General features: G+C 70.9%; 22 protein-coding genes and 2 pseudogenes. 5 read left to right on the top strand and 19 right to left on the bottom strand.

Annotated elements, in window-relative coordinates; translation table 11 throughout:
• Positions 1 to 50: 50 nt before the first annotated feature.
• Both ACZ303_RS29765 and ACZ303_RS29760 read left to right on the top strand, forming a co-directional pair.
• Complete coding sequence (locus tag ACZ303_RS29765; protein ID WP_467343580.1) at positions 51 to 1,190, top strand: vanadium-dependent haloperoxidase; 1,140 nt, start codon at positions 51 to 53, stop codon at positions 1,188 to 1,190.
• Positions 1,191 to 1,223: 33 nt separating this feature from the next.
• Complete coding sequence (locus tag ACZ303_RS29760) at positions 1,224 to 2,462, top strand: hypothetical protein (RefSeq protein WP_467343579.1); 1,239 nt, start codon at positions 1,224 to 1,226, stop codon at positions 2,460 to 2,462.
• A 57-nt stretch (positions 2,463 to 2,519) separates the two neighbouring features.
• Here ACZ303_RS29760 and ACZ303_RS29755 read toward each other — a convergent pair whose 3' ends face one another.
• Positions 2,520 to 3,725, bottom strand: coding sequence for an erythromycin esterase family protein (locus ACZ303_RS29755; RefSeq protein ID WP_467343578.1), 1,206 nt, complete (start codon positions 3,723 to 3,725; stop codon positions 2,520 to 2,522).
• A gap of 4 nt (positions 3,726 to 3,729) precedes the next feature.
• Positions 3,730 to 4,485, bottom strand: a complete 756-nt coding sequence (locus tag ACZ303_RS29750) for a thioesterase II family protein (protein WP_467343621.1) — start codon at positions 4,483 to 4,485, stop codon at positions 3,730 to 3,732.
• Positions 4,486 to 4,586: 101 nt separating this feature from the next.
• Here ACZ303_RS29750 and ACZ303_RS29745 point away from each other — a divergent pair, with 101 nt between their 5' ends.
• Positions 4,587 to 5,828: an FAD-dependent monooxygenase gene (locus ACZ303_RS29745; protein ID WP_467343577.1), complete on the top strand. Its 1,242-nt coding sequence runs from the start codon at positions 4,587 to 4,589 to the stop codon at positions 5,826 to 5,828.
• Between the two features lie 328 nt (positions 5,829 to 6,156).
• Here ACZ303_RS29745 and ACZ303_RS29740 read toward each other — a convergent pair whose 3' ends face one another.
• From ACZ303_RS29740 to ACZ303_RS29710, 7 genes are all read right to left on the bottom strand, one after another.
• Entirely contained in the window at positions 6,157 to 6,726 is a 570-nt protein-coding gene (locus ACZ303_RS29740; RefSeq protein WP_467343576.1) for a hypothetical protein, read from the bottom strand.
• Between the two features lie 239 nt (positions 6,727 to 6,965).
• Positions 6,966 to 7,211 (bottom strand): hypothetical protein, encoded by a 246-nt coding sequence (locus tag ACZ303_RS29735; protein WP_467343575.1) that lies wholly within the window; start codon positions 7,209 to 7,211, stop codon positions 6,966 to 6,968.
• Positions 7,208 to 8,131: a helicase associated domain-containing protein gene (locus tag ACZ303_RS29730; RefSeq protein WP_467343574.1), complete on the bottom strand. Its 924-nt coding sequence runs from the start codon at positions 8,129 to 8,131 to the stop codon at positions 7,208 to 7,210. The genes ACZ303_RS29735 and ACZ303_RS29730 overlap by 4 nt, the downstream gene beginning before the upstream one ends.
• Before the next feature lie 289 nt (positions 8,132 to 8,420).
• On the bottom strand, positions 8,421 to 8,819 hold the full coding sequence (locus ACZ303_RS29725; protein ID WP_467343573.1) for a hypothetical protein: 399 nt from the start codon (positions 8,817 to 8,819) through the stop codon (positions 8,421 to 8,423).
• Positions 8,820 to 8,913: 94 nt separating this feature from the next.
• Positions 8,914 to 9,342 (bottom strand): AMP-binding protein, encoded by a 429-nt coding sequence (locus tag ACZ303_RS29720; protein WP_467343572.1) that lies wholly within the window; start codon positions 9,340 to 9,342, stop codon positions 8,914 to 8,916.
• Positions 9,343 to 9,481: 139 nt separating this feature from the next.
• Positions 9,482 to 10,963, bottom strand: coding sequence for a UvrD-helicase domain-containing protein (locus tag ACZ303_RS29715; protein ID WP_467343571.1), 1,482 nt, complete (start codon positions 10,961 to 10,963; stop codon positions 9,482 to 9,484).
• A 228-nt stretch (positions 10,964 to 11,191) separates the two neighbouring features.
• Complete coding sequence (locus ACZ303_RS29710; RefSeq protein WP_467343570.1) at positions 11,192 to 11,455, bottom strand: helix-turn-helix transcriptional regulator; 264 nt, start codon at positions 11,453 to 11,455, stop codon at positions 11,192 to 11,194.
• Between the two features lie 171 nt (positions 11,456 to 11,626).
• Here ACZ303_RS29710 and ACZ303_RS29705 point away from each other — a divergent pair, with 171 nt between their 5' ends.
• Together ACZ303_RS29705 and ACZ303_RS29700 are read left to right on the top strand one after the other, a co-directional pair.
• Entirely contained in the window at positions 11,627 to 12,058 is a 432-nt protein-coding gene (locus tag ACZ303_RS29705; protein WP_467343569.1) for a hypothetical protein, read from the top strand.
• Between the two features lie 318 nt (positions 12,059 to 12,376).
• Complete coding sequence (locus tag ACZ303_RS29700; RefSeq protein ID WP_467343568.1) at positions 12,377 to 14,203, top strand: ATP-binding protein; 1,827 nt, start codon at positions 12,377 to 12,379, stop codon at positions 14,201 to 14,203.
• Positions 14,204 to 14,373: 170 nt separating this feature from the next.
• Here ACZ303_RS29700 and ACZ303_RS29695 read toward each other — a convergent pair whose 3' ends face one another.
• From ACZ303_RS29695 to ACZ303_RS29650, 10 genes and pseudogenes are all read right to left on the bottom strand, one after another.
• Positions 14,374 to 15,150, bottom strand: coding sequence for a TatD family hydrolase (locus ACZ303_RS29695; protein ID WP_467343567.1), 777 nt, complete (start codon positions 15,148 to 15,150; stop codon positions 14,374 to 14,376).
• Positions 15,147 to 16,439: a hypothetical protein gene (locus ACZ303_RS29690; protein ID WP_467343566.1), complete on the bottom strand. Its 1,293-nt coding sequence runs from the start codon at positions 16,437 to 16,439 to the stop codon at positions 15,147 to 15,149. The genes ACZ303_RS29695 and ACZ303_RS29690 overlap by 4 nt, the downstream gene beginning before the upstream one ends.
• Positions 16,439 to 17,215, bottom strand: coding sequence for a hypothetical protein (locus tag ACZ303_RS29685; protein WP_467343565.1), 777 nt, complete (start codon positions 17,213 to 17,215; stop codon positions 16,439 to 16,441). Before ACZ303_RS29685 ends, ACZ303_RS29690 begins: the two co-directional genes overlap by 1 nt.
• Entirely contained in the window at positions 17,215 to 19,119 is a 1,905-nt protein-coding gene (locus ACZ303_RS29680; RefSeq protein WP_467343564.1) for a KAP family P-loop NTPase fold protein, read from the bottom strand. Before ACZ303_RS29680 ends, ACZ303_RS29685 begins: the two co-directional genes overlap by 1 nt.
• A 192-nt stretch (positions 19,120 to 19,311) precedes the next feature.
• Positions 19,312 to 19,506 (bottom strand): annotated as a pseudogene (locus ACZ303_RS29675) (transposase); the annotation flags it as partial.
• Between the two features lie 136 nt (positions 19,507 to 19,642).
• Positions 19,643 to 19,867, bottom strand: a pseudogene (locus ACZ303_RS29670) (IMP dehydrogenase); the annotation flags it as partial.
• 19 nt (positions 19,868 to 19,886) lie between these two features.
• Positions 19,887 to 20,570 (bottom strand): hypothetical protein, encoded by a 684-nt coding sequence (locus ACZ303_RS29665; protein ID WP_467343563.1) that lies wholly within the window; start codon positions 20,568 to 20,570, stop codon positions 19,887 to 19,889.
• A 20-nt stretch (positions 20,571 to 20,590) separates the two neighbouring features.
• Positions 20,591 to 21,736: a hypothetical protein gene (locus ACZ303_RS29660; protein ID WP_467343562.1), complete on the bottom strand. Its 1,146-nt coding sequence runs from the start codon at positions 21,734 to 21,736 to the stop codon at positions 20,591 to 20,593.
• A complete protein-coding gene (locus ACZ303_RS29655; RefSeq protein ID WP_467343561.1) occupies positions 21,733 to 22,548 on the bottom strand; it encodes a hypothetical protein in 816 nt (271 codons plus the stop codon). Before ACZ303_RS29655 ends, ACZ303_RS29660 begins: the two co-directional genes overlap by 4 nt.
• The gene (locus tag ACZ303_RS29650; RefSeq protein WP_467343560.1) at positions 22,545 to 23,942 is read right to left on the bottom strand and encodes a hypothetical protein; all 1,398 of its coding nucleotides are present in this window, start codon (positions 23,940 to 23,942) and stop codon (positions 22,545 to 22,547) included. Before ACZ303_RS29650 ends, ACZ303_RS29655 begins: the two co-directional genes overlap by 4 nt.
• Positions 23,943 to 23,958 lie beyond the last annotated feature (16 nt).

Here is a 23,958-nt window from a genome sequence, read left to right as displayed (position 1 = left end):
CGACCGGGGTCGGTTCCCGCCCGGATCTCGTGGGTCCGTGGTTCGACATGATGCTGGAGACGGCAAAGGCGTCGCCGTCGGCCGGGCTTCCCGAGCGGATGTGGGCGATGAGCTGGATGGCGGCGTGGGCAGCGCTGGACTCGGGGCAGGCGGCGACGGCACGGTCACCGAAGCAGCGGGCGGTGTTCGAGGACGCCGCCGTGGCGACCGCGGTGCACGATGTGCTGGCAGTGCTGGTCCCCGACCAGGCGGCCAGGCTCGACGGCGTGCTGGCCGACTCGCTGGCCGGGCTGGCCGGGGGCATGGCCAAGGCGGCGGGGATCGCCTCCGGTCAGGAGGCCGCGAAGGCGATGGTCGCGGCGCGTGCCGGTGACGGCCTCGACCTGGCGTCGGTAAACGCCCCGTTCACGCTGCCGCCCGAAACGCCCGGGGTCTATCGGCTCACGCCCGGAGCGAAGCAGCTGGTAGGGGCCGGGTATGGCCGGGCCCGCCCGTTCCTGCTCCGCCGGGCCGACCGGTTCCGGCCGCCGCGACCACCGGCTCTGGGCACAGGCGCGTACCGGCGGGACCTCGAGGAACTGCGCCGCCTCGGCGGGCAGGTCTCCGAACGGACCGAGGAACAGAGCGACCTGGCGTGGCTGGACCCCCTGTCGCAGTACGTGCCGGTGCTCAGCCTGCTGGCGAGCGACCCTTCCAGGCCCCGCAGGGACAGAGTGCAGCTGCTGGCGACGCTCGGCGTCACCGTGGTCGATTCCAGCATCGCCGTGTTCGACGCCAAGTACGCCCACCTGCACTGGCGTCCGGTCACGGCCATCCGTGAAGCAGACACCGACGGCGATCCCCGCGCCGCCCCCGACCCCACGTGGGCCTCGCACCTGCCGACGCCACCGCACCCGGAGTACCCCAGCGGCCATGCCGTCACAGCCGGCGCCGCCGAGCAGGTGCTCTCGCAGCTCGTCGGGCCTCGCTGCCCGATGGCGTTCTCGATCAGCTTTCCCCGGGGCGACGGCAGGGTCGTGACCCGCCACTACCGGCGCGGGACGCCGTGGTCGGCGCTCACACAGGAGAACGTCGACGCCCGTGTCCTGGCGGGCGCCCACTTCCGGTTCTCCGACGAGGTCGGCGCCGCGCTCGGCCGCCAGGTCGCCCACTACAACCTGCGCCAGCTGCGAACCCGGCCCCTGGGCTGATCCCGACCCCGAACCCGATGGAAAGGCATGGCGATGACGACAGGATCCGCTGGATCGTCCGGATCCCCCCTCACGGCGGGGTTCTCGCGGCGCCGGCTGCTGGCAGCCGCAGCCGGCGCCGCAGGCTTCGCGGCCCTCCCCACCAGTGCTCGGGCCGCCACCGAGACGGTCAACCGGCTCCACGACATCGGGTCGATAGCCGGGCCCGGCACTCCGAGCGAGGCCACCGACATCAACGACCGCGGCGACATCGTGGGCGCGACGTCGCTCCCGGGCACCGAGACGGCCCACGCCTTCATCATGAACCCCCGCGCCCGGGGCGGACGGCTGACCGACATCACGCCGTTGGAGGGGCGCAGCTCGCGAGCCGTGGCGGTCAACGGGTCGGGCGTCGTGGTCGGCACGCTCGGGATGGGCCTCACGCCTTCGGCCACGATGTCGGCGCAGTCGCGGGTGCAACGCGGCGCAGCTGGCGCGCCCGGGCCCTCGACGCTCAGCAGCCAGCCGCAGCAGACCTTCGTCTGGGGGCCGCGCACCGGGCTCGACATCCTGCCACTGCCGCCCGGCACCGCCAGCGCCCAGGCCTCCGACATCAACGACGAGGGCATGGTGCTCGTCGTCGGCACCAGCGACGTTCCGGACCCGAACGTGCCGGGGTCGAACATTCCCGTGGGCTCGTACCTGTGGGACCCGGCCAGCCGCACGTACACCCGGCTCCCGCCGACCGATCCGTCGATCCCCGGCGTCGTGTGCCTCGCGGCCAAGCTCGACGAGCGCGGTGGGGTCGCCGGTGGGGTGGTCGTCCCGGTCGACGAGAAGAACTGGCGCCACTCGGCTGTGGTGTGGGAGCCCGGCAGCCTCACCCCGCACCAGCTCTCCACCGGCGGCGTCTCCGATGCGTTCGCCACCGACCTCAACAAGAACGGGTTGATCGTCGGCTGGCGGATGAACGCGCCTGGCGGGTTGTCCGCCGCCGTCTACTGGCCGGCCCAGGACGCTCCGCCAGTCGAGCTTCCCGGTCGCGTGGCGTTCGAGGTCAACGACGGCGGACAGGTCGTCGGCATCCGCGACTTCCCCGACTCGTCCGTGTTCCCGTTCACGGCGGTCATGTGGGAGCTGGCTCGGGGGCGCACGACCGCTCTCGGCGACAAGAGCCTGGGTTCGTACGTCGTCGCGGTCAACGCCTCGGGCAGGTCCGCTGGCTACGCCGTCGCGGCGGGCGAGGAGAACCACTACAACACCGCCGTTTGGTGGGATCCGCCCCGGCGCTGAGATTGTCCCGGCGGCGCCTGGACCGTTGCCGGCCAGGCGGCGCGGAGCACTGCGGAACTAGCATCGTGAGGCGTCCTTGACGTACACGATCGCGTCATTGCTCGCTAGGTTGGCCGGGTCCAGCGGGGAGTAGCCGTACCAGGGGGACTCGCGGTGAACGAGTGGCACGTCGCCGACGGCAGCGGCCAGTCGGCGGGCGTCGACGATGTACCGGTCCTCCGGAACCGCATAGAGGACCCCTTCGATGGTGTCGGGGGGCGGGGCGCCGACATCGTGGTGGCGGAGCGTGCCGAGGGCCGTGGTCAGGAGGGCGTACCCCACGCCCAGCTGGTCGCTCACGGTCATCCCGGCGCTCGACCATTCCACCAACTCGGTGCCCCTCCGCATGGAGCTCTTGTCCCGCTGGAGATGGCCGTTGTGGCCGTGCGCCAGCGCCGGGCCCCGCTCGGCGATGGCGAGCAGGTTGGCGGCCATCATCGATTCCCGCAGGCCCAGCAGCCGTGCCACGCGGCTCGGTGACGTGTCGGCCATCCAGAAGTGGTACTGCAGCAGCCCGGTGGCGGTACGGCTGTACATGCGCGCCCGGTCCCACTCGTCCCGCGAGGACGCCGCGATCAGGTGCGGCGTCTGCGCGTCGAGCAGGGCCACGAGGTCGTCAGCGAGTTGCCGCAGCTGTTCGGCCTCGGGCGTCTGCCCCACGGACTGCGACGGGTTCCTCATCGCGGCGGGTTCGTTCCACCGGTCGTCGGCGCCGAGCAGGCGGTCGAGCGTCTCAACGGTGCAGGGAAGCAGGTCGGCATCAACCCAGGCGGCGAGGTAGGCGTGGAGCGCAGTGAGGGCCTGCCGGGGGCTCGCGGCGCCGGAGGTCTCCACCGGCGCGTCGAAACCGGCGAAGCGCAGCTGCTCCGACGCTGGCCGACCGTCGTTGTACTCGCGCATCCAGTGCACCAGCTCGCGGTTGCCTGCGGACGCGTTGAACCACCCGTGGCTGAAGCCACACTCCATGACCTTGTCGAGGGTGCCCGTACCCGTGGTGACGTAGTCGTCCACGACCAGGCCCCGCATGCAGTCGCTCTCAAGCACGATCGTCCGGTAGTGCTCCTGTTCGATGAGTTGCCGGAGGAGACCGTTTCGCAGCTCGAGCAGAACGTCTTCGCCGTGGGCTGGCTCGCCTAAGGCAAGCAGCCTCGGCCGGGCCGGGAGCAGCCCCATGACGCAAACAGCGTCAACGACTTGGGCGGCGTCTTTGATAGCAGCAATCATGCCCTCAACGTATCCGCGATGTGCTCACGCCGCCCCGGCCCAGGATGTCCGAGACCAGCCCAGCAACGTCGGTGGCCACGTGGAAGTGCCCGCCGGGTCGCACTCTCAGCGTGAAATCATCTGAGGTGACGCCTGCCCACTCCGTCAGCCGCGTCTCGTCCACCAGCGGGTCATCGACGCCGTGGTAGCAGCTCACCGGGCACGACAGCGGCTTGGTCCCGGTGCCGGGCTGGTAGGTTGCGTGCGCTCGAAGGTCCGAGCGCAGCGCCGGTATCAGCATCTCGCGCAGCTCCGCGTTCTCGGCGATCCCGGGGTCGGTGCCACCCAGCGCGCACAGGATCTCCCAGAACTCGTCGTCGGGTGCCAGGTGAACGTCCCGGTTCTCCATGTGGCCCGGGGGAAGGCAGGCGGAGGCGCACAGCCTCGCCGGCTCCCGGCCGATGTCCCGCAGCAGCACCGCGGTCTCGTAGGCCACCAGTGCGCCCAGGCTGTGCCCGAACAGCACGTGCTCGCTGCAGGGCAGCTGGAGCAGCTCCCCCACGGCGTGACCGACCAACTCGGCGACATCGTCCACGAGTTCCTCGCCGAATCGGTCACCGCGTCCGGGGTACTGAACGGCCACGAGTTCCACACCGGGTGGCAGCGCGGTTGCCCAGTCCCTAAAGGCATACGCCGAGCCCCCGGAGTGCGGGAAGCACACCAAGCGGACAGCGGGGGCCTCGGCCGCAGCCAGTGTCCGTATCCAGCCTTGTTCCCGCATCCGGCTCATCGATCTGCCCGTCCCGGTAGCCCGCCACTGTCAACTGCATCGTTTGTCCTTCGGGCGCACGCCGCTTGATTCGCGAAAGAGGTCGGCAAGACATGGGCGGGCGGTGCGATCAGGTCACCACAATTCATGACGGCGACGCGTTCCGCGGCGGCGAAGTTCTGGCTCTGGGAGTGCGGATGAAACGAGCGTTGATCGTCGGCTCCGGCATAGCCGGCCTTGCCACAGCGCTTCGGCTGGGAAAGGACGGGTGGCGCACGCTTGTGCTGGAGCGCGCCTCGGCCCGGCGAAGCGGTGGCTACATGCTGAATCTGCTGGGGACGGGCTACGACGCCGCCGAGCGGCTCGGGCTGATTCCCACCCTCTCCGACCGGGCGCTGGGTTTATTCACGACCGTACTGGTCCGGGCGGACGGGCAGCCGAAGCTCACGATGCCGGCAGCCTTCGCCGAGGCCGCTCTGGGCGCCCGCACCATGACGGTGTTCCGGGCAGACTTGGAAACCGCGTTGTACGAAGCCGCACGCGACTACGCCGAGTTCCGCTTCGGCACCACCGTCTCCGCCATCGACCAGGACGCCGACCGAGTGAGGGTCGGGCTCAGCGACGGCACCACCGAGGACGCCGACTTGCTCATCGGCGCCGATGGCGTTCACTCGGCGAGCCGCACGGCGGTGTTCGGGCCTGGTCACCAGGTCGATATGCCGTACGTTGTGGCGGCGTTCCCGCTCGGCCACCCGGTAGCGGACGTGCCTGAGTCGTCCGCCACAACCTTCATCGGCCCCGGCCGCACGGCGGGGGTTATCAACCTGGGCCCGCAACGGTCTTCGGCGTTCTTCACGTACCGGTGCGAGAACCCGGCTCTTGAGCTGGAACAGGGTCCGGTGGATGCGCTGCGCGCAGCCTACGGGGACCTGGCCGCGGGTGTGCCCGACGCGATCCGCTATCTCGAAAAGGATCCGGCCAGCGCCTACTTCGACCGTGTCAGCCAGGTGGTTACGCCACGGTGGAGCAACGGCCGGGTCGTGCTCGTCGGAGACGCGGCCTGGTGTGTCACGCTCTTCGCCGGGCACGGTGCGTCCCTGGCACTCGCCGGCGCCGACCAACTCGGCACCGCCCTGGAGCAGCACAGCCACGACATCCCGGCAGCTCTGGACGCGTGGGAAGCCGGCCTGCGACCTGAGGTCGCCAAGCGGCAAGCCCTCGCTCGCCGCGGCACGTACTATTACGCGCCACCGAGCCGCTTCCATGTGTGGATGAACGACCTCATGACCCGAACGATGATGCTCCCCGGCATCCGCGGTCTCGCTCAGCGCGGCATCAAACGGCAGACCGCCTGAGGAACGATACGAAACTTTTCGGATCAGGACCGCTCTCCAGGGTGACCTCAACGCTGTCACCGCCGGGCTCACGCTCTGCTGGAGCTCGGGCGGGACGGAGGGCGCCGTGAACAGAATCAAGAAGATCAACAGGCATCTGGACGACCGGGCCGAATTCGGGAAGACGATCCTGCTCGCGTGGCCCACAGTGTCGGCTCCTCGTGATCGCCACTGCCAGAGCCCAGCAGTAGTCTTCGCGGCCAGGTTTCAGGCTCGTTCACTCGGCCGGTGGCTGCCTGCTCGCGGGCGCTGGCGCGGGCATCTCTGCGGTGCGGGGGCGTGGCAGTCTTCACCGAAGGCCGCAGGAGTCGTGTGCCCATAGCGCCGCTGCGATGCGGCGCAGGACGGCGGGTGGTGCGGCGTCGTCGGGGTCAAAAGACTCAGGGACGATGATCGCTGTCTGCGCGGCACGTTCGGGGTGCTGGTCCAGCAGGGGCGAGAGGGCGTCGACCAGTTCCAGGGTGGCGTAGGCGCTGGAGGGGAGCACGAGGGCGTCGAGGTCGGGGGGCGTGGGGTCGGTCGCGCGCTGGCAGCGGATCACCGGCTGGTTGTGCGGGTAGTACACGGCCCTCTGCCGGGGGATGACGATCTCTGCGTCGAGCATGTGGACGGCGAGTTGGCAGGCGAAGGCTTCGGCCTGCTTCCGGTCTGGGAGTACGGCCACCACGCGGCGCAGGCGGTGCTGTTCGATGAGGTGGGCTGCTCCGAGGGCCTGGGCCCGCCAGATGGGGAATCTGGGCAGTTCGGGCACTTGGATTCGCATCAGCCGGTAGGGGCTGAGCAGTCCTTTGTCCACGAGTTGTGCGCGGTCCACGCTGGTGTGATGGGTGCCGAAGATCGGCTGGGCGGGCATGTCCACGGCCCAGGCGATCTCGGTTCGTTCGGCTGTCGTCGGGGCCGGGCAGTTCGCTGGGGATGCGGGGTGTGGCCGTCAGGTAGACGCGCTTGTAGGCGAGGATGCCGTCGTCGTAGTGGATCACGGCGTGCGGATGGTCCGAGCTGGTGATGCCTTTGACGGTGCGGTGGGCTTCCTCGACGATGAGGTGTTCCCAGGGCGGCAGGTGGTGGTCGCGGTGGCTTTCGGCGATGAGCCCGGCATCACTGTAGCGGGCCACGACGAGGGCTCCCGGGGGGCTGTTGTGCGATCCAGTCGGCCAGTTGGCCTGCGGTGGTCAGTCTGTCGCCCGCCTTGCCGCTGCGGGTGGGGCGGATGTTGATGCCGGCGGGCGGTCCCCGGCTGACCATGCGCCAGGTCTTGACCACGTGGTGGAGGTAGGTCCGGCCCGGCCCGAGTACCAGGCACGCGCGGCTCGCGGCTTCATGGACCGCTATCGCTACCGTCATGGTCTTGCCTCCCCGGCCGGCATGCTGAGCAGCATGCGCCGGCCGCCGTTGAAGATGACGTCGGGCAGCATGGGAGGTGACGGTTCGCGGCCCGCGACCCAGAAATCCTGACCGTGTTCCTGCGGGTCGGCGAAGCCGGGTGTCGGCTGCGGCCGCTGGGCAGGCGGGTGCTTGTCGGTGGTGTCCGTGGATGTCCCGGGGAGCGTGGCCGGGGTGGTCTCGTGCTGGGGCCTTGGGGCCCATTCCATGGCCAGGGCTTCGACGGAATCGGTCTCTTCGCGGCTGAGGAGGCCCGCGCCGACGAGGACGCGCAGGTCGGCGATCCACTTGCCCAGCGGGAAGCGCGGGTTGGTGTGGTCGTCGAGGTAGGGGGCGGGAACGCGCAGGTGTTGGTGGGTGCGGTAGAAGCGCCGGGCGGCGCGCAGACCGCGGGCATGGGTGGCCGCCTGGATGCCGAGGGGGCGGCGCAGTGCGAGGGCGAGGGGGTCGTGCTGCAGGGGCAGCACGGCCAGTTGTGCCTGCTGGCCCCTGGCGAGGGCGGGGAAAGTATCGAACTGTTCGTCCAGCCAGCGGGTGAGGGCGTCGGCGTCGGCCGGCAGCGGGCCCGCCGGGATAGCCAGGGTCGTGCCGTGGGTGCGGGCGCGGGCGCACATGCGCTGCCACTCTTCGGGCCAGGCGGGGTTCCACCAGGGGTCGATGTCCTTCAGGGCGCGCTGGTAGGGGGCGGGCAGGGTGTCGTCGGCTGCCTGGTGGCGCTGTTCGGCGAGCCACTGGCCCAGGGGGCGGCCCTGGTAGGTCTGTGTCGGTTCCGGGAGCAGGTGGCCGTGTTCGCGGGCGTAGGCCTGGGCGATGTCCAGGAAAGTTTCCGTGTTGTTCTTGAAGGTGCGCCCAGGGCATGTTGCAGGTGGCCAGCGCGGCAACGCGGGCCGCGGAGAGGTTGCCGGGCATGCGCGGCTGCCCCCGCCCTTCCCGGGTGGGGCCGAGGCTGCGGACGCTGGGTGTGCCCGCGCTCGCGCAGCAGCGAGGCGGGGGCGGTCTCCAGGGCGCGGGCCAGGGCGAACAGTGCTGCGGCCGTCAGGGTGTGGGGGCAAACGCCTGTCCCAGTCAGCGGTGGGGATGCCGGTCAGTTGGGCCAGGTCCTCGTCGGTGAGAGCGCGTGCACGAGCGCGCTCGCGGCAGAACGTCAGGTCGAAGGCGGTCATGTCCCGCTCATCGGGCGGCAGTTGACCTCTCATGGGCGCACCCGGTCCAGGCACGGCAGGACGTCTGGGGCGGGCAGGGTGGGGGTGTGCAGGTGCCAGCCGCGGGCGGCGGTGTGCCAGTCGTGTCGGTGTGCGGGTGGTCAAGGGCGGGGACGGACAGGCCCGCGTCGGCGATCAGAGCCTCGAAGCAGGGCATGGTGCCGAAGCAGTTCGCGAACAGGCCGTGAGCGGCGGCGGTGCGCGGAGTGCGGCGGCGGAATTCGAGCGCGGCAGCAAGTAGCGGGCGGGCGCGGTGCGGGACGGCGTACCGGTGCCGCGGGGGTAGGGGCGCGCCGACGTTGATCCGTGCGTCGCGGTCGATGGCCACTTGCGTGGCCTCCTCGTCGACGCCTGCAATCTGCGTCATCGCCAGCAGCGGCGCAGCGGTGCCGGTGAACAGCAGGGCTGCGATGGCAGCGGGTTGGGCAGCCGCATGGTGATTGTGTGCACGGTGCGCGGGGTCAGAGGCACGGTGGTGATCCCGGGCCCCGCAGGGGCGGAAGGAGTGGATCGAGCGGCACATATGTCCCTCCGGCCTTGAGCATGGCCAGCAGGGCCACGACCAGCGCGGCCGAGGGGGCCACCCGCACTGCCACCGGAGTTTCGACGCGGACGCCCCGGGCGCGCAGGACGCCGCTCCACCGGTCTGCCCGCGTGTCGAGTTCCCGGAAGGTCAGCCGGGTTCCAGTCACGAGGCGGGACCGCAGCTGGGCAGCGCCGGCCGCGGGAGGCAGGCTCACCTCGCGCACGGGGGTGGCGGGCGCGGCCAGCAGTTCGGCGAGCAGTATGAGGTACTGGTCGGCGAGCACCCGGACATAGGCGTCGTCGAACTGTCGGCTGTCGTAGTGCCAGGTCGTGCGGCCTTCCGTCGTGCCCAGGGCGCAGGTCAACCGTAGGGCGTGGGACTCGGTCTCGACGTCGCACGCATGCTCTTGCTCGTCCCTTTTCCCCACACCGTTCAACATCCAACTAAGTGACGGGAAGAGCGACTCTGACGAGATTCAAGGAGCCCTATCACCGCGAGGCGGATCAGCCCACTGCCGCGGGGGCATCGGGGTGCTCGTCGAGCCAGGCCAGGCCGGCGGGGTCGAGGTGGTGGCGGGCGCGGGTGACGGCGACGTAGGCCAGGCGGGCCTCATCAGGATCGATGGGGCCGGGCACGGGGCGGCCTTCGGCGTCGAGTGCGTCGGTGTCGGGGGGTGGGGTGAAGTCGGGGGCGATGCGTACCTGGGACCATTCGCGGCCCTTGGCCTTGTGGGCGGTGGAGACGGTGATCTGGCCGTGGGTTTCGGGGACGAGTCGGTCGACGGCCTGGAGGATGGCGTCGGGTCCGTGGTCGTCGACGAGGCCGACGAAGGGCTGGAGGTCGGCGCCGGCGGGGTCGAGTTCGGCGTAGTCGCGCAGTTCGTTCCAGGTGGTGAACAGCACCAGTTCGGGGTGGTGGGTGCGCCGCCCCTGGATGAGGTCGCGGGCGGCTTGGGCCAGGGCGCGCAGGGCGTCTCCCCCGCCGGCCAGTGCGGTGGGGGTGCCGGCCTGCTGGAGCGTGAGGATTTCGGTGACGGCGCCGATGTTGGTGCGGCACAGAACCGCGCCGGTCCGGTCGGTGGACGGTCCGATGGTGGTGGGGAGGTCGGTGCTTCCGGTCAGGCGGATGGGGGCGTCGGCGAGGGTGAGCCAGCGGTTGGCTTCGGCGGCGAGCTGAGGGCCGAAGCGGAAGGAGCGGGTGAGGGTGAGGTGGTGACCGGTGAAGCCGGTCATGACGTCGCGGGCGCCGCGCCAGCCGTAGATGGCCTGGGCGGAGTCGCCGACCATGACGATCTGGGTGCGCTCGCGTTGGGCAAGGACGATGTGTTCGAGGACGGGGTTGGTGTCCTGTGCTTCGTCCAGGAGTAGATAGTCGCCGTGGAGGACGGGGTCGGTCAGGGCCCACATTTTGAGGTAGTGGTCGTGTTCGAAGCGGACGGTTCCTGCTGCGGGGTCCTGCAGGTCGTCCCAGGCTTTGGCAGCGTACGGCAGGAGCAGGTCGGCGAGTTCGGCGTGGGCGGCGTCGGTCTCGATGCCGCGCAGGTGCGGAACGTGGTGGTGGGCGAGTTCGGTGTCGGCGGACTGGCAGTAGCGGGTCACGGTGCGCAGCACCGTATTGGACAAGGTGGCGGGCAGCAGGTCACGGCCGCCGATGCGCTGCGGGGTGTTCAGGCCAAGGTCCTGACCGATCTTCCAGCCGGGCCGACGGGGGCTGTTCAGGCGGTCGCGGTAGCGGTGGCCGAGGGCGGCATAGGCCAGGGAGTGGGCGGTCTTGCACTGCACGCTTGGAGGGAAGCGCCTGGCGGCGTCCTGGGCGATGGCGCGGTTGAAGGCGAGGTAGCGGCCCCGGCGCTTGGGGGTCTGTTCGGCGAGGAAGGCGAGCGTGGAGGTCTTGCCGGTGCCGGCTCCAGCCTGGATGGTGAGGTGACCTCCGCCGGTGAACGCCTCGAGGGCGGCGGCTTGTTCTGTGGTGGGAGTGAAGGTCATGGCAGAGGGTCTCCGGGAAGCCGTGGCAGACCGCGGGGCGCGGGCATGCGGAAGGAGCCTCGCACCGAGCGGTGCGGGTACCGGAGTTGAAGGTGCCAGCCGGGGCGTGAGTTGCCGGAGCGTGTCTCACCGGATCCCCTCCGAGGGGTGACGGGAGGGGAACGTGTCAGCGATGTTCGAGCAGACAGGCGATCTCGATGTCCCGTTCGAGTGACGGCGGCGGGAGGCTCAGCCCTCGGACTGCGGGGGCTCGTGGCCGGTACACAGAGGCCCCAGAAGCTCTCCCAGGGGGATACCGAAGGCATGGGCGAGGGCGTGCCAGGTGGCGAGGGTGCCGATGGTGCGGCCCTGTTCGATCTCGATAAGGGTGCGCCTCGAGAGGTCGCTGCGGGCGGCGAGTTGGTCGTAGCTCCAGCCGTGCTGCGCGCGCAGCCGGGCGAGGGACTGGCGTAGTGCCGTCGGGTCCGGCTCCGGCGGCGGAAAGATCGTCACCCGTCCATCCGACGGTGCAGACCCCTACCCTGACAGTGCAGACCTCTGCCCTATTTCTGAGCGCCCGAGCCCCCCCCCTTGCAGGGCAGGGGTCTGCACTACGGTGTCCGCTCACCGCACACACCCTCGGCGGGCCCCCGCCCCGCCCTACGACACAGCCGAAAGGACCTCATGGCCGCTCTGCCTGTACGCGCCTGGAGCGTGACGATCACTACGCACGCAGGGCGACCGACCCTCACCTGCAGCGCGTGCCGCTCCGTCGCCGCGCAGCCCGGCATCCCGGTGCTGCGCCAAGCGCGCCGTCACCTCGCCGGCCACCTCACCGACACTCCCCTGCCCGGTCACCTGCGGATCTGCCAGTGCCGTGACCACGGGTGTATCTGGCACCGGCAGCCCGTTCCCTGCTCCGGTCCGCTGCGGCTGCTGCTGATCTGCGGCGACAACGGCCGCACCTGGCACCTGGCCGACGTCTGCCGTGGCTGCACGGGCGCCACCCCGCACGCCGCCACCGTCCCTGAGCCACCTCATGCTGCCCGCCTGCCGCCCTCCCCCGTGCCTGCTGAACCGGCTGCCGAAGACGGCGAGTGGGTGGAGGCTCTGTGAGATGCCTGGCACCGCACCGGGCCAGAACCGATACGAGCGTGGCGTACGCAAGGCGGTCGCGGTCGTTCGGTGGCGAGGTGCGGGCCACCCACCGCGGGAGCAATTCCCATCCCGAGCGCGTACGGATTCCCGGTCGGGCTCCGGGAGGCCGTCATGGGCAGTTGATGCAGTGCCGCGCCCGCGCTGCGGCTGCGCCGGATCGGGTGGACAGCCCGCGCGCGTTGCCCACCCGATCCGGTGGCCGCGCGCCCAGCCCCACTTCCCGTACTGGGACAAGCGTTGAAGAACCGACAGGCAGTCGGGCAACCCGAAGGAACCATGGTGGCAAGGGACTTCTTCTGTGAGCAGCTGGTGCTCACGTCGGACGGCGGGGTACGGGAGATTGATCTGGCGCACCCGGTGGTGTGTGTCTTCGGGCCGATCGACACCGGCGAGACCACGCTGGTCGACTGCATCAAGTACGCGCTCGGCCTGCCCGCCGCGTGGCGTGAGGTGCCCGGTCAGCGCCTGCAGACGGTGACGCTGTTCGTGCGGATCGAGGGGATGCGCATCGGGCTGCGCCGCTCGGTGGTCAAGGACGTGTCCCGCGTCGAGCTCCTGGACAGCGGCGGAGGCGGCGTCGATGAGGTCCTCGACGTGACGCCGGAGCCGGACAGTGATCGGCGGGTGGTGGGCGAGGTTTTGCTGGACCTGCTCGGCCTGGGTGAGATGTTCGCGCCGCCCTCGGCCGTGGCTCTGCTGGGTGCCGGGGCACGGCTGACCTTCGAGCAGCTGTACGCGATGTGCTACCTCACCCAGGATGTGGTGGACGGCACCGAGTCGGTGCGGGGCAAAGCCAACACCGCCCGGTCCTACCGGACCGTGGTCGAGCTGCTGCTGGGCCTGACCGACGGCCCGATGCGGGTCCTGATGGCCCGCGGGGACGAGCTGTCGCGCACTCTGAACGATCTGAAGCGGCGGGCGGAGACCATCAGCGCGTTTTTGACCGGCAGCGCCGCCGACCTCGAGGCGGAACTGGCGCGCTCGCACGACGAGGAGCACGCGGCGCTGCAGCGTCTGGAGGAGTTCAAGGGCCGGATGCGGGCCGCCACCGCACACGCCGACCCGCTGCGCCGCCGCGTCCAGGAGGCGGAGCAGGTCCTCGAGCGGTGCCGGCGTGCGGCCGTCGACGGCGAGCACGCGCTGGCGCGCCTGCAGCAGAAGGTGGAGGAGCTGATCCACCAGCGCGACAACGGTCCCGAAAGGCACTCGCCCTGCCCGGTGTGCTGCGCCGATCTCACTGTGCGGCCGGTCCCCGAGGAGGACTGCCCGTTGTGCCTGAGCGAGCTCGACCCGTCCGTCCTGGCGCAGGCTCTGCATACGGCGCAGGACACGCTGGCGGCGGCGGAGCGGCAGCTGACCGAGCAGGTCAAGGCCCACGGCGAGGCGCAGACCGCGTGGGAGCAGGCCCGCATCGAGCTGGATGCCCGCACCCGGGAGGAGATCAACCCGCTGGCCGCGCAGATCGAGCTGCTGGCCGCGGCGCACGCGACGGCCCGTACCCGGACCACGATGCTGGAGCGGGAGCTGGAGCCGCATCGCCGGCTGGCCGAGTTGCACCGGTCCGTCCAGGTGGCGGAGGACGAGCTGAAAGGGGTGCGGGAGGAGATCCGCACCCGTAAGAACCTGCTGGCCGGGCGGCAGACCACGCTCGGCGAGTTCGAGGAGCACTTCACCGGCCTGGCCGGCTCCGTCGGTCTGCCCGGCGATCCGGGTGCCCGGCTCAATCACGGATCGCTGCTGCCGCAGGTGCGTGCCGGGAACCTCACCAAGGTCGGGCACGGGGTCCGCTGCGCGATCAACGTTGTGTACCGGATGGCGTTCCTCAGCTACGCCCTGGTGACCGGGGCAACGGACCTGCCGTCGTTCCTCGTCATCGACTCGCCCCGCAAGAACGTCGGGTACGGGCAGGACGACCAGGAGCTCGTCGGCCGGCTCTACACCCACTTCCTCGATCACATCGCCGGGGTGCGCAGCGGCGGTGCGCTGCGCACCCGGCCCCACCAGATCATCATCGTGGACAACGACCTGCCCCAGCTGCCCAAGCGTCTGCTCGACCAGATGCACACCATCGAGCTGACCCGGGACCACCCGCTCGTGCCCTGAAGGCCGAGCAGGCCGGCGAAGTGGGGAGCATGAGGAGCGGTTCTGATCATGGATCCCGTCTTCAGAGGTCGGCGCTTACGCCTCCCGCCGCCGGCCGGGCGGCAGGACCGGGTTTCGGTTTCAAGCGCCGAAGACCGCACCTCCAGTGAGGGTGTGCTCCTGCGGCGGTGTCACCGTGGCGGGAGTGAGGCAAGGTGGGACCGTACCCGTCGGCTGAGCAGTGGTGCGCAGCGGGTGTCGCGCACGAGTGCGGCCAGGTTGTGCCACACGGTCTGGCGGATGTCCCTGGGCGTTGTTCGGTGGTGGCGTGCGAGGGTCTGTTCCACGGCGGTGACGTTGCCGGGCAGTGGCTGCGCGGAGCTGCGGTCGCCGAAGGGGTGGTCGGTCTCGGTCAGTACACGGTCGAGAGGAATGGTCTGCAGCAGAGCGGTCTTGCGTGCGGCGGAGGCGTTGACGGAGAAGTAGCAGCCCAGGCGGACGGCGCGGGCGGTCTGCTCCGGGTCTCCGAGCCACCAGTGGAGAACCATGCCGGGGGCCGGGGACCGTTCCAGCTCGTCCAGCACCTGCTCGCAGGCGGCGTAGCTGTGGATGCTGGCGATGCGCGGGGTTCGCGCCAGGACGTCGAGGACGTTGCGGAGGGTGGTCTGTTGGTTTTCGAGCGGGACGCGGCTCTTGCCGTCGAGTCCGATCTCGCTGACCAGCGGGGTGTGGTCGATCAGTTGAGTGAAGGTGTTGGGGTCGAAGCCGGTGTGGCTGCGGGCGAGTCCGGGGTGGGCGCCGACTCCCCAGATGATCCGGTCATCGTGTCGCTGGACGGCTCGGGCGGCCTCGGTCAGGGAGCGGGTGGCGGCGAAGACGACGGCGCCCAGGTAGGCGAGGTCGTCGGCCGGGACGCTGGTGTCGATGTGTGCGTGCAGGTCCAGCGGTGGCAGTGCGCTCGTCCTCATGATGGGTACAGCAGCTCCAGTTCCGCGACGCCCCGCCAGCACAGCTCGTAGGCCTGGCGGGTGGGGTAGTCGGAGGGCAGGTTCAGGGTGGTGATGTCAGCTGGGCGCAGGCCGCGGGCGAGGAAGGTGCGCAGTGAGGGTTCGACCGACTTGTCGGCCAGGTAGGCGCTGAGGTGTGCGTCATGGCGAGTGTGGAGGTAATCGGTCGTGTCCTCGAGCTGGGCAGCGTGGAAGGAGGCGCGGCGCAGCAGGCAGCCGAAGCACACGCCGCAGTGCGTGCGCACGGGGATGCGGTGGGTGCGGTGTCCAGTGTGGGCGCAGGAATGGGTGCTGCTGAGCAGCCGGGCGGCCGGGCCGGTGCCGACGAGTCCGGCGGCCAGGGTGAACATCTCGCCCTTGGTGCGGGCGGCGAAGGGGTTGTGGATGACGGCGTGGGCTCCGGCGTCGTGGGCGATGGCGGCCAGGTTCTGCAGGAAGAGGGGGTGGGTGGTGCGCGTGGACACGGCGCCGCGCTGGTCGGGGGTGAGCGGCACGTTGAGGGAGGCGAAGCCGTTCTCCGGGATCCACAGCGGCACCTTCTCCACCGATGCGGCGGCCAGGCCCAGGGCGAGGAAGAGCAGGGAGCGGGTGCGGGTGGAGTACTCGTTGGGCGGCTTCACCCCGGTGGGCTGATGGTTTTTGCGGGAGAACCGCAGCGGCTGGTGGAACTGCGGGGGGCCGTCGATGAGGTGGGCTATGTCGTCGGCGACGGCGCGTTGGATGGGGGCGAGGGTGGTGGCGCCGATGTGGGAGAGCAGCAGGTGCTGCTCTGACCCGAGGTCGTGGCGGGAGTAGAGGGCGCCGACCGCCGAGTCGGCGCCGCCGCTGAGGAGGACGACGCGCCGTATTCCAAGGTGCGGGGTGTTGTGGATGGTTTCTTGTGGGGTGGCGGTGTGGTGGAAGCGGATCGACCAGCGGTCTCCGGAGAGGAAGCCCAGGAGGGTTTCGAGGCGTTCACGCACTGCGTCCCAGCGGGCCGGGGCGTAGACGGGTACGTCCAGTTCGAAGATGCGTTGGGTCCAGTTGGAGCGGTTAGCGCGGCGGCGGGTGGTGCGGTCGGCGGCATAGACCAGCACGGCGAGGCGGACCAGTTCAATGTTGGGTTCGGGGACAGGGCCCAGTGCTCCCAGGCATGGTCCGAGGGTGGAGACGAAGGAGCCGCCCGGGCCGGGTGGCCACCAGAAGGTGGTAGTGCCGTCGGTCTCGGGCCGGGATGTGTCGGCGTCCAGGCGCAGGGTGTAGGCAGGCATCAGGGCTCCATCCAGATGGACCGCATCGCCTCGATGCCTTCTTCGACGGCTCGGGTGATCTCGGTGGTGCTGGGGCCGGTGATCGTGAGGGGGGCTCGGTCGACCAGGGCGCGTGCGGTTTCGCGGATTTGGCGTTCACCGTCGGCGGTGGCCCAGGCGGGGCGGGAGCCGTCGTTCATCTTCGAGGCGGCTTCGCTGAGGATCGCCTCGGAGATGGTCAGGGCCAGGGTTTCCCGGACGACTTCCTCGGGGGTGGGGGGTGTGCTGTCGGTGCCGGCCTCCAGGACCCATTGGGCCACTTCGCTGGCGACGAAGCGGCGTTCCTCGTCCTCGATGGTGCCGTCGGCGAGTGGCCCGCAGGCGGCCTCCACGATGCGACGGGTCCAGTCGATCGGGTCGTCAGCTACGGCCTGCAGTTCCGCGTAGTCGAGGCCGAGTTCCTGCAGGGCCTGCTCGTTGCCTGTGCGGTAGGCGTAGGCCGCGGCTGCGGCGCGGCCGGCCGTTCGGGAGGACTGGGCGACGGTGCGCTGTGCCCCTCCCCCGGCACGGCCTCCTGCAGTGCCGGCCGCTCCGCCCGCTCCGCCGCCGGGGCCGTCGGCGTGGCCTCCGGAGCGCCGGAACAGGCCAAGGGCGGGGCCCAGTTGGTCCGCATTGAGCTGGGGCGCGGGTGCGCCGGGGCCGGAGCTGGCCAGGGCGTCGAGCCACTGGGTGATGTTGTGCTGCAGTTGTTTGCTGGCAGGTGTGCCGTTTCCGGTGTAGGAGCCCTTGGTGCCCATCAGAGGCGGCTTCCTGTGCCCAGGGCGTGCTCCAGGGTGCGCACGATCCGGGCCGGGTCGGCTGGGGCATGGGTCTTCCAGTGCTCCAGCACACTGCGGAAGGCCGGGTCGATGGCCGGGAGGGCCAGGATGGTGGCCGGCTCCAGTTCGCCGGCCGGGACGGACTGCAGGAGCCGGGTGGCCCGTCCGGTGGTGGCCGGGTAGGCGGTGACGATACGGACCAGACCGCGCACGGCCGCGCTCTGTTCAGTCGGGCGGTCCCGGCCGGCCCGGCCGAGGTACTCAATCAGGCTCAGGGCGTCGTCGTCTCCGAGCGCTCTGATGTCGGCGTCGGTCACCCGGTGTTGGTCGAAGCGTGAGGTGGACAGCAGGTTGGCCGCGATGTCCCGCAGCCGGCCCGGCAGTCCGGCGTCAAGGAGCTGCTCGCCGGAGAACGCGGCTGCCAGGTAGAGGTAGGGGGCCAGGTCTACGGGGCCGAGACTCGGGGAGAGTTTGGCCCATCGGATCAGTTCGTCCTCGAAGGTGACCGGCTCGGTCTCGTCCTCGTCCGGCGCCGGGTTCTGCTCTCCTGTCGAGGCGGCGTCGTCGTCGGGCGAGGGGCCGGTGCCCTGGGCTGGCTGGGGTTCGGGGGCGGGACGGCCAGCGGCCGCTTCCAGTTTGGCCATCCGGGAGCGCAGTTCGCCGCGGGCCAGCCATCCCAGGACGGTGGTGAAGGCGTCGGGCAGGAGCTTCTCTAGCACCATGAGCTTGGCCACGATGTCCGCCTCAAGGAGGATGCTGCGGTGGCCGGCGACGGACTGACGTACCCGCAGGTCGTTGAGGAAGCGCTTGATGCGGCGGGGGCTGCCTTGGAGCTTCTCGTAGAGGATGGGCGTCATCCGTGAGGCAAAGGCCAGTTCGGCGGAGATGTCGTTGCCGTTCACGGTCGTGGCCAGGTCGTCCAGCAGCCCCTTCTCCCGGCGCAGGCGTACGCAGGCCGCGATGTAGGGGGCGAGTTCCTCGTCGGGCAGGCGCTGGCAGAGTTGCAGCAGGACAAGGAAGGCTTCTGTGTCGAAGCGGCTCAGGGTGGGCAGCGGCACTGTAGTCTGCACGATCTTGTGCAGGTAGAGGCTGGCGGGTTCCTCGAAGTACCGCTCACCTGCTGCCTGTTGTGTGCTGGCGGGGTCGGGAAAGCGGGCACGCAGGGCGTCGGCCACCCGGTGCTCGTCGGCGGCGACGACGAACGCCATCTTCGGCACCGCCAGGAACAGCCGGATGGTCTCAAGTGTGTCCACGACCGTTTCGGGCAGGCAGCGGTCGAGGTCGTCGACGAGGACGACGACGCGCTTGAGGTGGCTGAGCTCGGCGGACTCCATCAGCGTGCAGAACTCGCTGCGGAATTCCTCCAGTCCGCGGGATGGAGGGTCTGTGGCGTCGGCGTCCTGGCTGCTGGGTTCGGTGTTGATCAAGCTGGTGAGGTCGTCGACGGAGGGCAGTTGCAGGGTCAGCGACGTCTTGGCCGCCACCTGCAGTGCCTTGGCCCAGTCGACCCGCCGGCGCAGCGTGGTCAGGACCGCCCGGGCGCGGCTGCGGACTTGTCCCGGCTGTTCATTCCGGGCGAGTTCGGCGGCGACGGCGCTGAGTACCTCGCCGATCAGGGTTTCCTTGGCGCCGACACCGGGGTCGTAGCGCCACGGATCCGTGCTGATCACGAGAACGGTGGCGTCGGTCCTGGGCTGCGGGGCGAGCTCGTCCTCGATCAGTCGGAGCACCGTGGTCTTGCCGCTCCCCCAGGCACCCGAGACCCCGACGGTCACCGGGTCGAGGGCGTCGTCGAGTACGGCCTGGACCACGGTCTTGGCCACCGCGTCGAACGACAGAAGATCCAGGTTTGTCGGCTCGTCCGACCACAGCTGTTCAGACATGTTGCTCTTGCCCATCCCCCGGGCCTGCGACCTTTTCGTCTCAGGCGGTCCCCGCACCAGCACTGCGCACCAGGGTTTTTCCGAATGTGCAGCGAACGCACACAATAACTCTCGTTTCATCCTCAACAACAGCAAGAAAAACATTCGTTGCGGACACCACTGGGCACCACGCTCTTCGGCCCGAGTGCGCGGTCATGGCCGACCGCCCTGCCGCTGCCCCGGTGCGAGCCCGGCACGGTCGGCGGAGCAGCAGGCACCCAGGCCTTCCTTGAGCAGGTGGGCGTGGTGAAGGGCAGGATAAGCCTCGGCGATGAACTCCAGCTGCCCGTATTGGCGTTCGGTGAGGTCTTCGGGGTTCTTCCACAGCACAAGCCGGGCGTTCTTCCACGCCTCGGTCCCGGCAGTGGTCCAGCCCTTGCCGCCCGGCTCGGCTTTCCATCCCGGCCGGTGCGGTGCGTTTCAAAAGGAGTCCGCCGGGGCCGGGCACCCGAGTGCCCGGCCCCGGCGTGGGGGCGGTTCGGGCTCAGGGCGTGAGCATGGTCTTGATGGTGCGCCGCTCGTCCATCACCTTGTAGCCCTCAGCGACCTGCTGCAGCGGCAGGGTGAGGTCGAAGACCTTGCCCGGGGTTGATGCGGCCGGACAGGACGCGGTCAGGCAGGGCAACGTGGGAGAGAACAGCTCCTGGCCGTCGATCGCGACCTCATGCGGGATGCCGACGAAGCCGAGCCGCCCAGGCGAGTTGGCTGCCGACGCCCCGGGAGGCGGTTCAGGTCGTCATGAGGCGGTGGTAGTCCTCGATGCGCTGGACCAGGTCGTCTTCGGGGATGCGGGTGAAGGCGCTCATCCGGGCGGGGGTGAGGCTGCTGATCAGGCCGGTCAGCGCGAGTTCGTACAGGGCCTGGTCGATGCGGGCCCGGGCAGCGCCGAGACTGACCAGGCCCAGCTCGGCGCCGTCCGCGGCCGGCATCGCCCCCTCGATGGCCAGGCCGGCCAGGTCACGCACCGCATCGGTGATCAGCCCGGTGACGAATTGCGCCTTGTCCAAGCCGGCGGCACCCGCCCAGGTGCGCTCGTAAGACACCGGTCCGGCCGGGTCGGCGCCGGCGTGCTGCGCGCGGTACGCGGTGATGTACTGCCATACCCACCGGTAGGTCACCGGGCACCGGCTGGTGCGCAAGGTCAGCTCCCGGTACAGCTCGAACACCTCACGGCGCTGCTCGGGCGCCTTGGCCCGGTCTTCTTCCAGCAGTATCTCCAAGCACTGGCGGACCTCGGCGAGCTCTTCCTCGTTGGCCGGGATGTCGAGCGTGATGGGCGGCACGGTCGTGAGCGCCTCCATGACCATCCGGCGGCCCACGCCGTGGCGCTTGGCCAGGGCCTCGGGCAGCCTCTGGCCCGCCTGGTGGTCGCGGCGGATCGCGGCGAGGAGTTCGGGATCCGGCTCGGTCATCGTCTGCTCCCTGATCTTTGTCAGCGGGTTGTCGGGGTGGAACGGCTCTTGCGTGTGCTGCCCGGCCGTGTGCGGGCTCCTCCGCGCCGCGGGCCGGGCGCCTCCATCTCGTGCAGTGCGCAGGCGCGGGCGGCTTCGCTCACGGCCTGCTGGTCCCAGCTACTCAGCCGCAGCGGCCCTTCGCCGCGGATCCGGTCCAGGTTCCCGAAGCAGCGCGCGGTCTCGAGGATGCCTGCGGCCCACACCGGTATCTGCGCCGGGCGGCCGGAGGGTGTCCGGGAGTTGGACGGTGGCGCGGTGGGGCCGGGCAGCTGGGTCTGCGGGCGGCCGGTGAGGATGCGCAGGGCCAGTGCCGCGGCGTGGACGGGATGGGCGATGCGCGCGTGCAGCCGGTGTGCGAGGAGCAGGGTGTGCTCGTCCGGCTCGGGCGTGAAGCGGCCGGGTGCGGGCAGCGGGAGCACGGTGCGGTCCAGGCGCTTCGAGGCCGCCTCGATATCGGCGCGGGACGTCTTGCGCCGCAGGGGCAGCAGGAAGCACGGCTCACCCGGGTGGGGCGGGAACTGCGCGGTGGCCTGCCACCACGCGAAGTGGCCGGCCGCCTGCGTGTCGTACGGCCCGGCCACCGCCAGGGCACGGCGGGCTGCGGCCAGGGTGTGCACCTGCTCGTGTGCCAGCGCCGGCAGGGCGGCGGCCAGGGCGGCCGGAACGGGGCCGTGGCACAGCAGGGTCAGGCGCATGCCGGTCAACTCCCGCAGTGCAAGGAGGGGCTCGAAGTGCCGGGAGCTGATGCGGTGGGCCCGGGTGACCACGACGTGGCCGATGCGCAGCGTGGATATCCAGGCGGCTACCGTGCGCCAGGCGATCTCGGCCTGTGCCGCCCAGCCGACGGCCTCTGGGCTCCCGTCCACCGGGAGGTGTTTGCCCACAGAGCACAGCAGGTCGTGGGCGAGCGAGGCGGGAGCACCGGCCACCGGGGTGGGGTGGACTGTGATCCGGCCGTGGGCGGGGGCGTGGGCGGCCAGGGCCGCGGCCATGAAGGCGTAGTCGTCGCCGCGATCGTGCACCACGGTGAGCGGGGGCAGGCCGGGGCGGGTGCGGCCCGGTGCCCATACCGGCCGCCACGGGCCGCTGTCCCGCTCCCCCACTGCCGCCTCGCGCGGCGTCATCGTGATACCCCGCCCCCGGACAGTGACGTACCGGCTGCCGGAGCGGCCGGAGCACCGGCGTCGACGTCCGGGCCGGTGGCGGACAGCGGGCGTGCAGCCAGGCCGAGGGCGAACAGCACGTCCGGGTGCGGGGCCGGCCCGCCGCCGTCGGGGACGAGCAGCCCGCGTGCGGCCATGCACGGGATATGCCCGGCAGGCACAGCGTGAGGAAGACCGTGGACGGCTGTGTGCAGCAGGCATGTCAAGGCGGCGGCCTCGCCCGGGCTGAGGCTGGCGGCGGTGTGACCGCCCTCGTGCAGGTTCTGCTCCTGTGCGGCGGTGAGTAGGCCGGGCTGCAGGGCGAGGTGGAGAGTGGTGTCGGTGTGGATGAGCCGTTGCGGGCCGGCCTGTTGCTCGAGTTGGGCGGCCAGGGTCTGTGCAGCCCGCTGCAGTTGGTACACCGACCACGTAAGGGCCGAGGCCAGATCGTCGGGGTGCACCGGGCCGGTCTGAAGCAGCGCCGCGTGCAGCACGGTCGCGTGCGGGGCCGTCCCCGCCGCCGGGCGGGAGCACGGACGAGCGGGCGGGCGCCGGGTGTGCCCCGCATCGCGCAGCAGCGACCCGGGGGACGTGTCAAGGGCGCGGGCCAGGGCGAACAGGGCCGCAGCGGACAGGGTGTGCGGACTCAGCCGCCTGCCCCATTCGGCGACGGGGATGCCGCACAGTGCGGCCAGGTCCTCGTCGGTGAGATGGCGCTCCCGGGCGCGCTCGCGGACGAGGGTCAGGTCGAAGCCGGTCATGTCCCGCTCGCCGGAGGCCAGTTGGCTGCTCATGGGCGCACCGGCCCAATGCGCGGCAGGACGTGAGGGGCGAGTGGGACGGGGGTGTGCAGGTGCCAGCCACGGGCGGCGGTGTGCCAGTCGTCGTCGGTGTGCGGGTGGTCAAGGGCGGGAACGGGCAGGCCCGCGTCGGCGATCAGGGCCTGAAGGCGGGGCGTGGTGCCGAAGCAGTTCGCGAACAGGCCGTGCGCGGGCGCGGTGCGCGGGGTGCGGCGGCGGAATTCGAGCGCGGCGGCGAGCAGCGGGCGGGCGCGGGGCGGGATCGCGTACAGGTGCCGTGGGGCGGGCGGGGCGCCGATGTTGATCCGTCCGTCACGGTCAATGGCGATGTGCGTGGCCTGATCGCCGACGCTGGTGATCTGCGTCATCGCCAGCAGCGGCGTGGCGGTGCCGGTGCACAGCAGAGCCGCGATCGCGGCGGCGCGCAGCGGGCTGGGCAGGCGCGTGGTGATCGTGTGCACGGTGCGCGGGGTCAGGGGCACGGTGGTGATCCCGGGCCCCGCGCGGCGATTGAGGTCGTCGGGCACGTTCAGCAGCACCGCGCAGGTCAGCAGGCCGGCCTGGGCACCGCGGACCCGGGCCACGGTGTGCTGCGGGCTGGGACTTAAGACCGTCAGCCGGGACAGGAACAGCCGCAGCGCCTCCGTCTCGCGCAGACCGAAGGAGGTCGGCTCGGTGAACTCGGCCGGGCGGTCAGCCGCTTCGGCGCCGCCGCTGCCGGTGGGCGGCTTCAACGGCAGGGTGCGGGCCCACCATGTGCGGGCGGCGGCGTAGCCGGCACAGTACTGGGCATCCGTGCGCGCGAAGTCGGCCTCGTTCTGACGGCGCCAGCACTGGGCTCGGAAGGCGGCAACTCCAGCGCGCGGTACGGCAGGCAGCGGCTGTGCATGATCGAGTGGAGGCGGGCCGGTACGACGGTCGGCGACGGCTGGCCCGATCGCGTCAAGGACTGCCGCCGTACCCGTCACACACGCCACGTCCGTCAGGTGGGCGGCGGCCAGTTGCTCCGTCAGGCGCCGGACGTCGGCTGGCCGAGGGGTATGGGCGAGCAGGGTGAGGAGGATGCCGGTCTCGGCGCGCCAGGCGGCCAGGCGGCGCAACCGCTCGACGCTGAGACGGTGGGCGCGCAGCACGATCACCTCCCGTACACCGGTGGCCAGGCTCCAGCAGGTCACCGCCCGCCAGGCCGGGTCGGTGGACATCCGCTCCGCTCCCTCGCGGGAGAACCCGAGGCGGCCCATCGCGCGCAGCACGTCCAGCGCGAGGTAGGCGGGGCTGGTGGTGTGCGGGGTGGGATCGGCAGTGATCCGGCCGCGGGACGCATCCGCCCACCGGCAGGTGGCCTGGTGCACCGTGCGGTCGTCGTCGGTGTCCAGGAGCAGTCGCACCGGCGCCGCCGATGAT

The sequence above is a fragment of the Streptomyces sp. NPDC023527 genome, assembly GCF_055560115.1.
The sequence above is the reverse complement of the archived record's forward strand: the minus strand, read 5'-3'. Positions and strand labels throughout refer to the sequence as shown.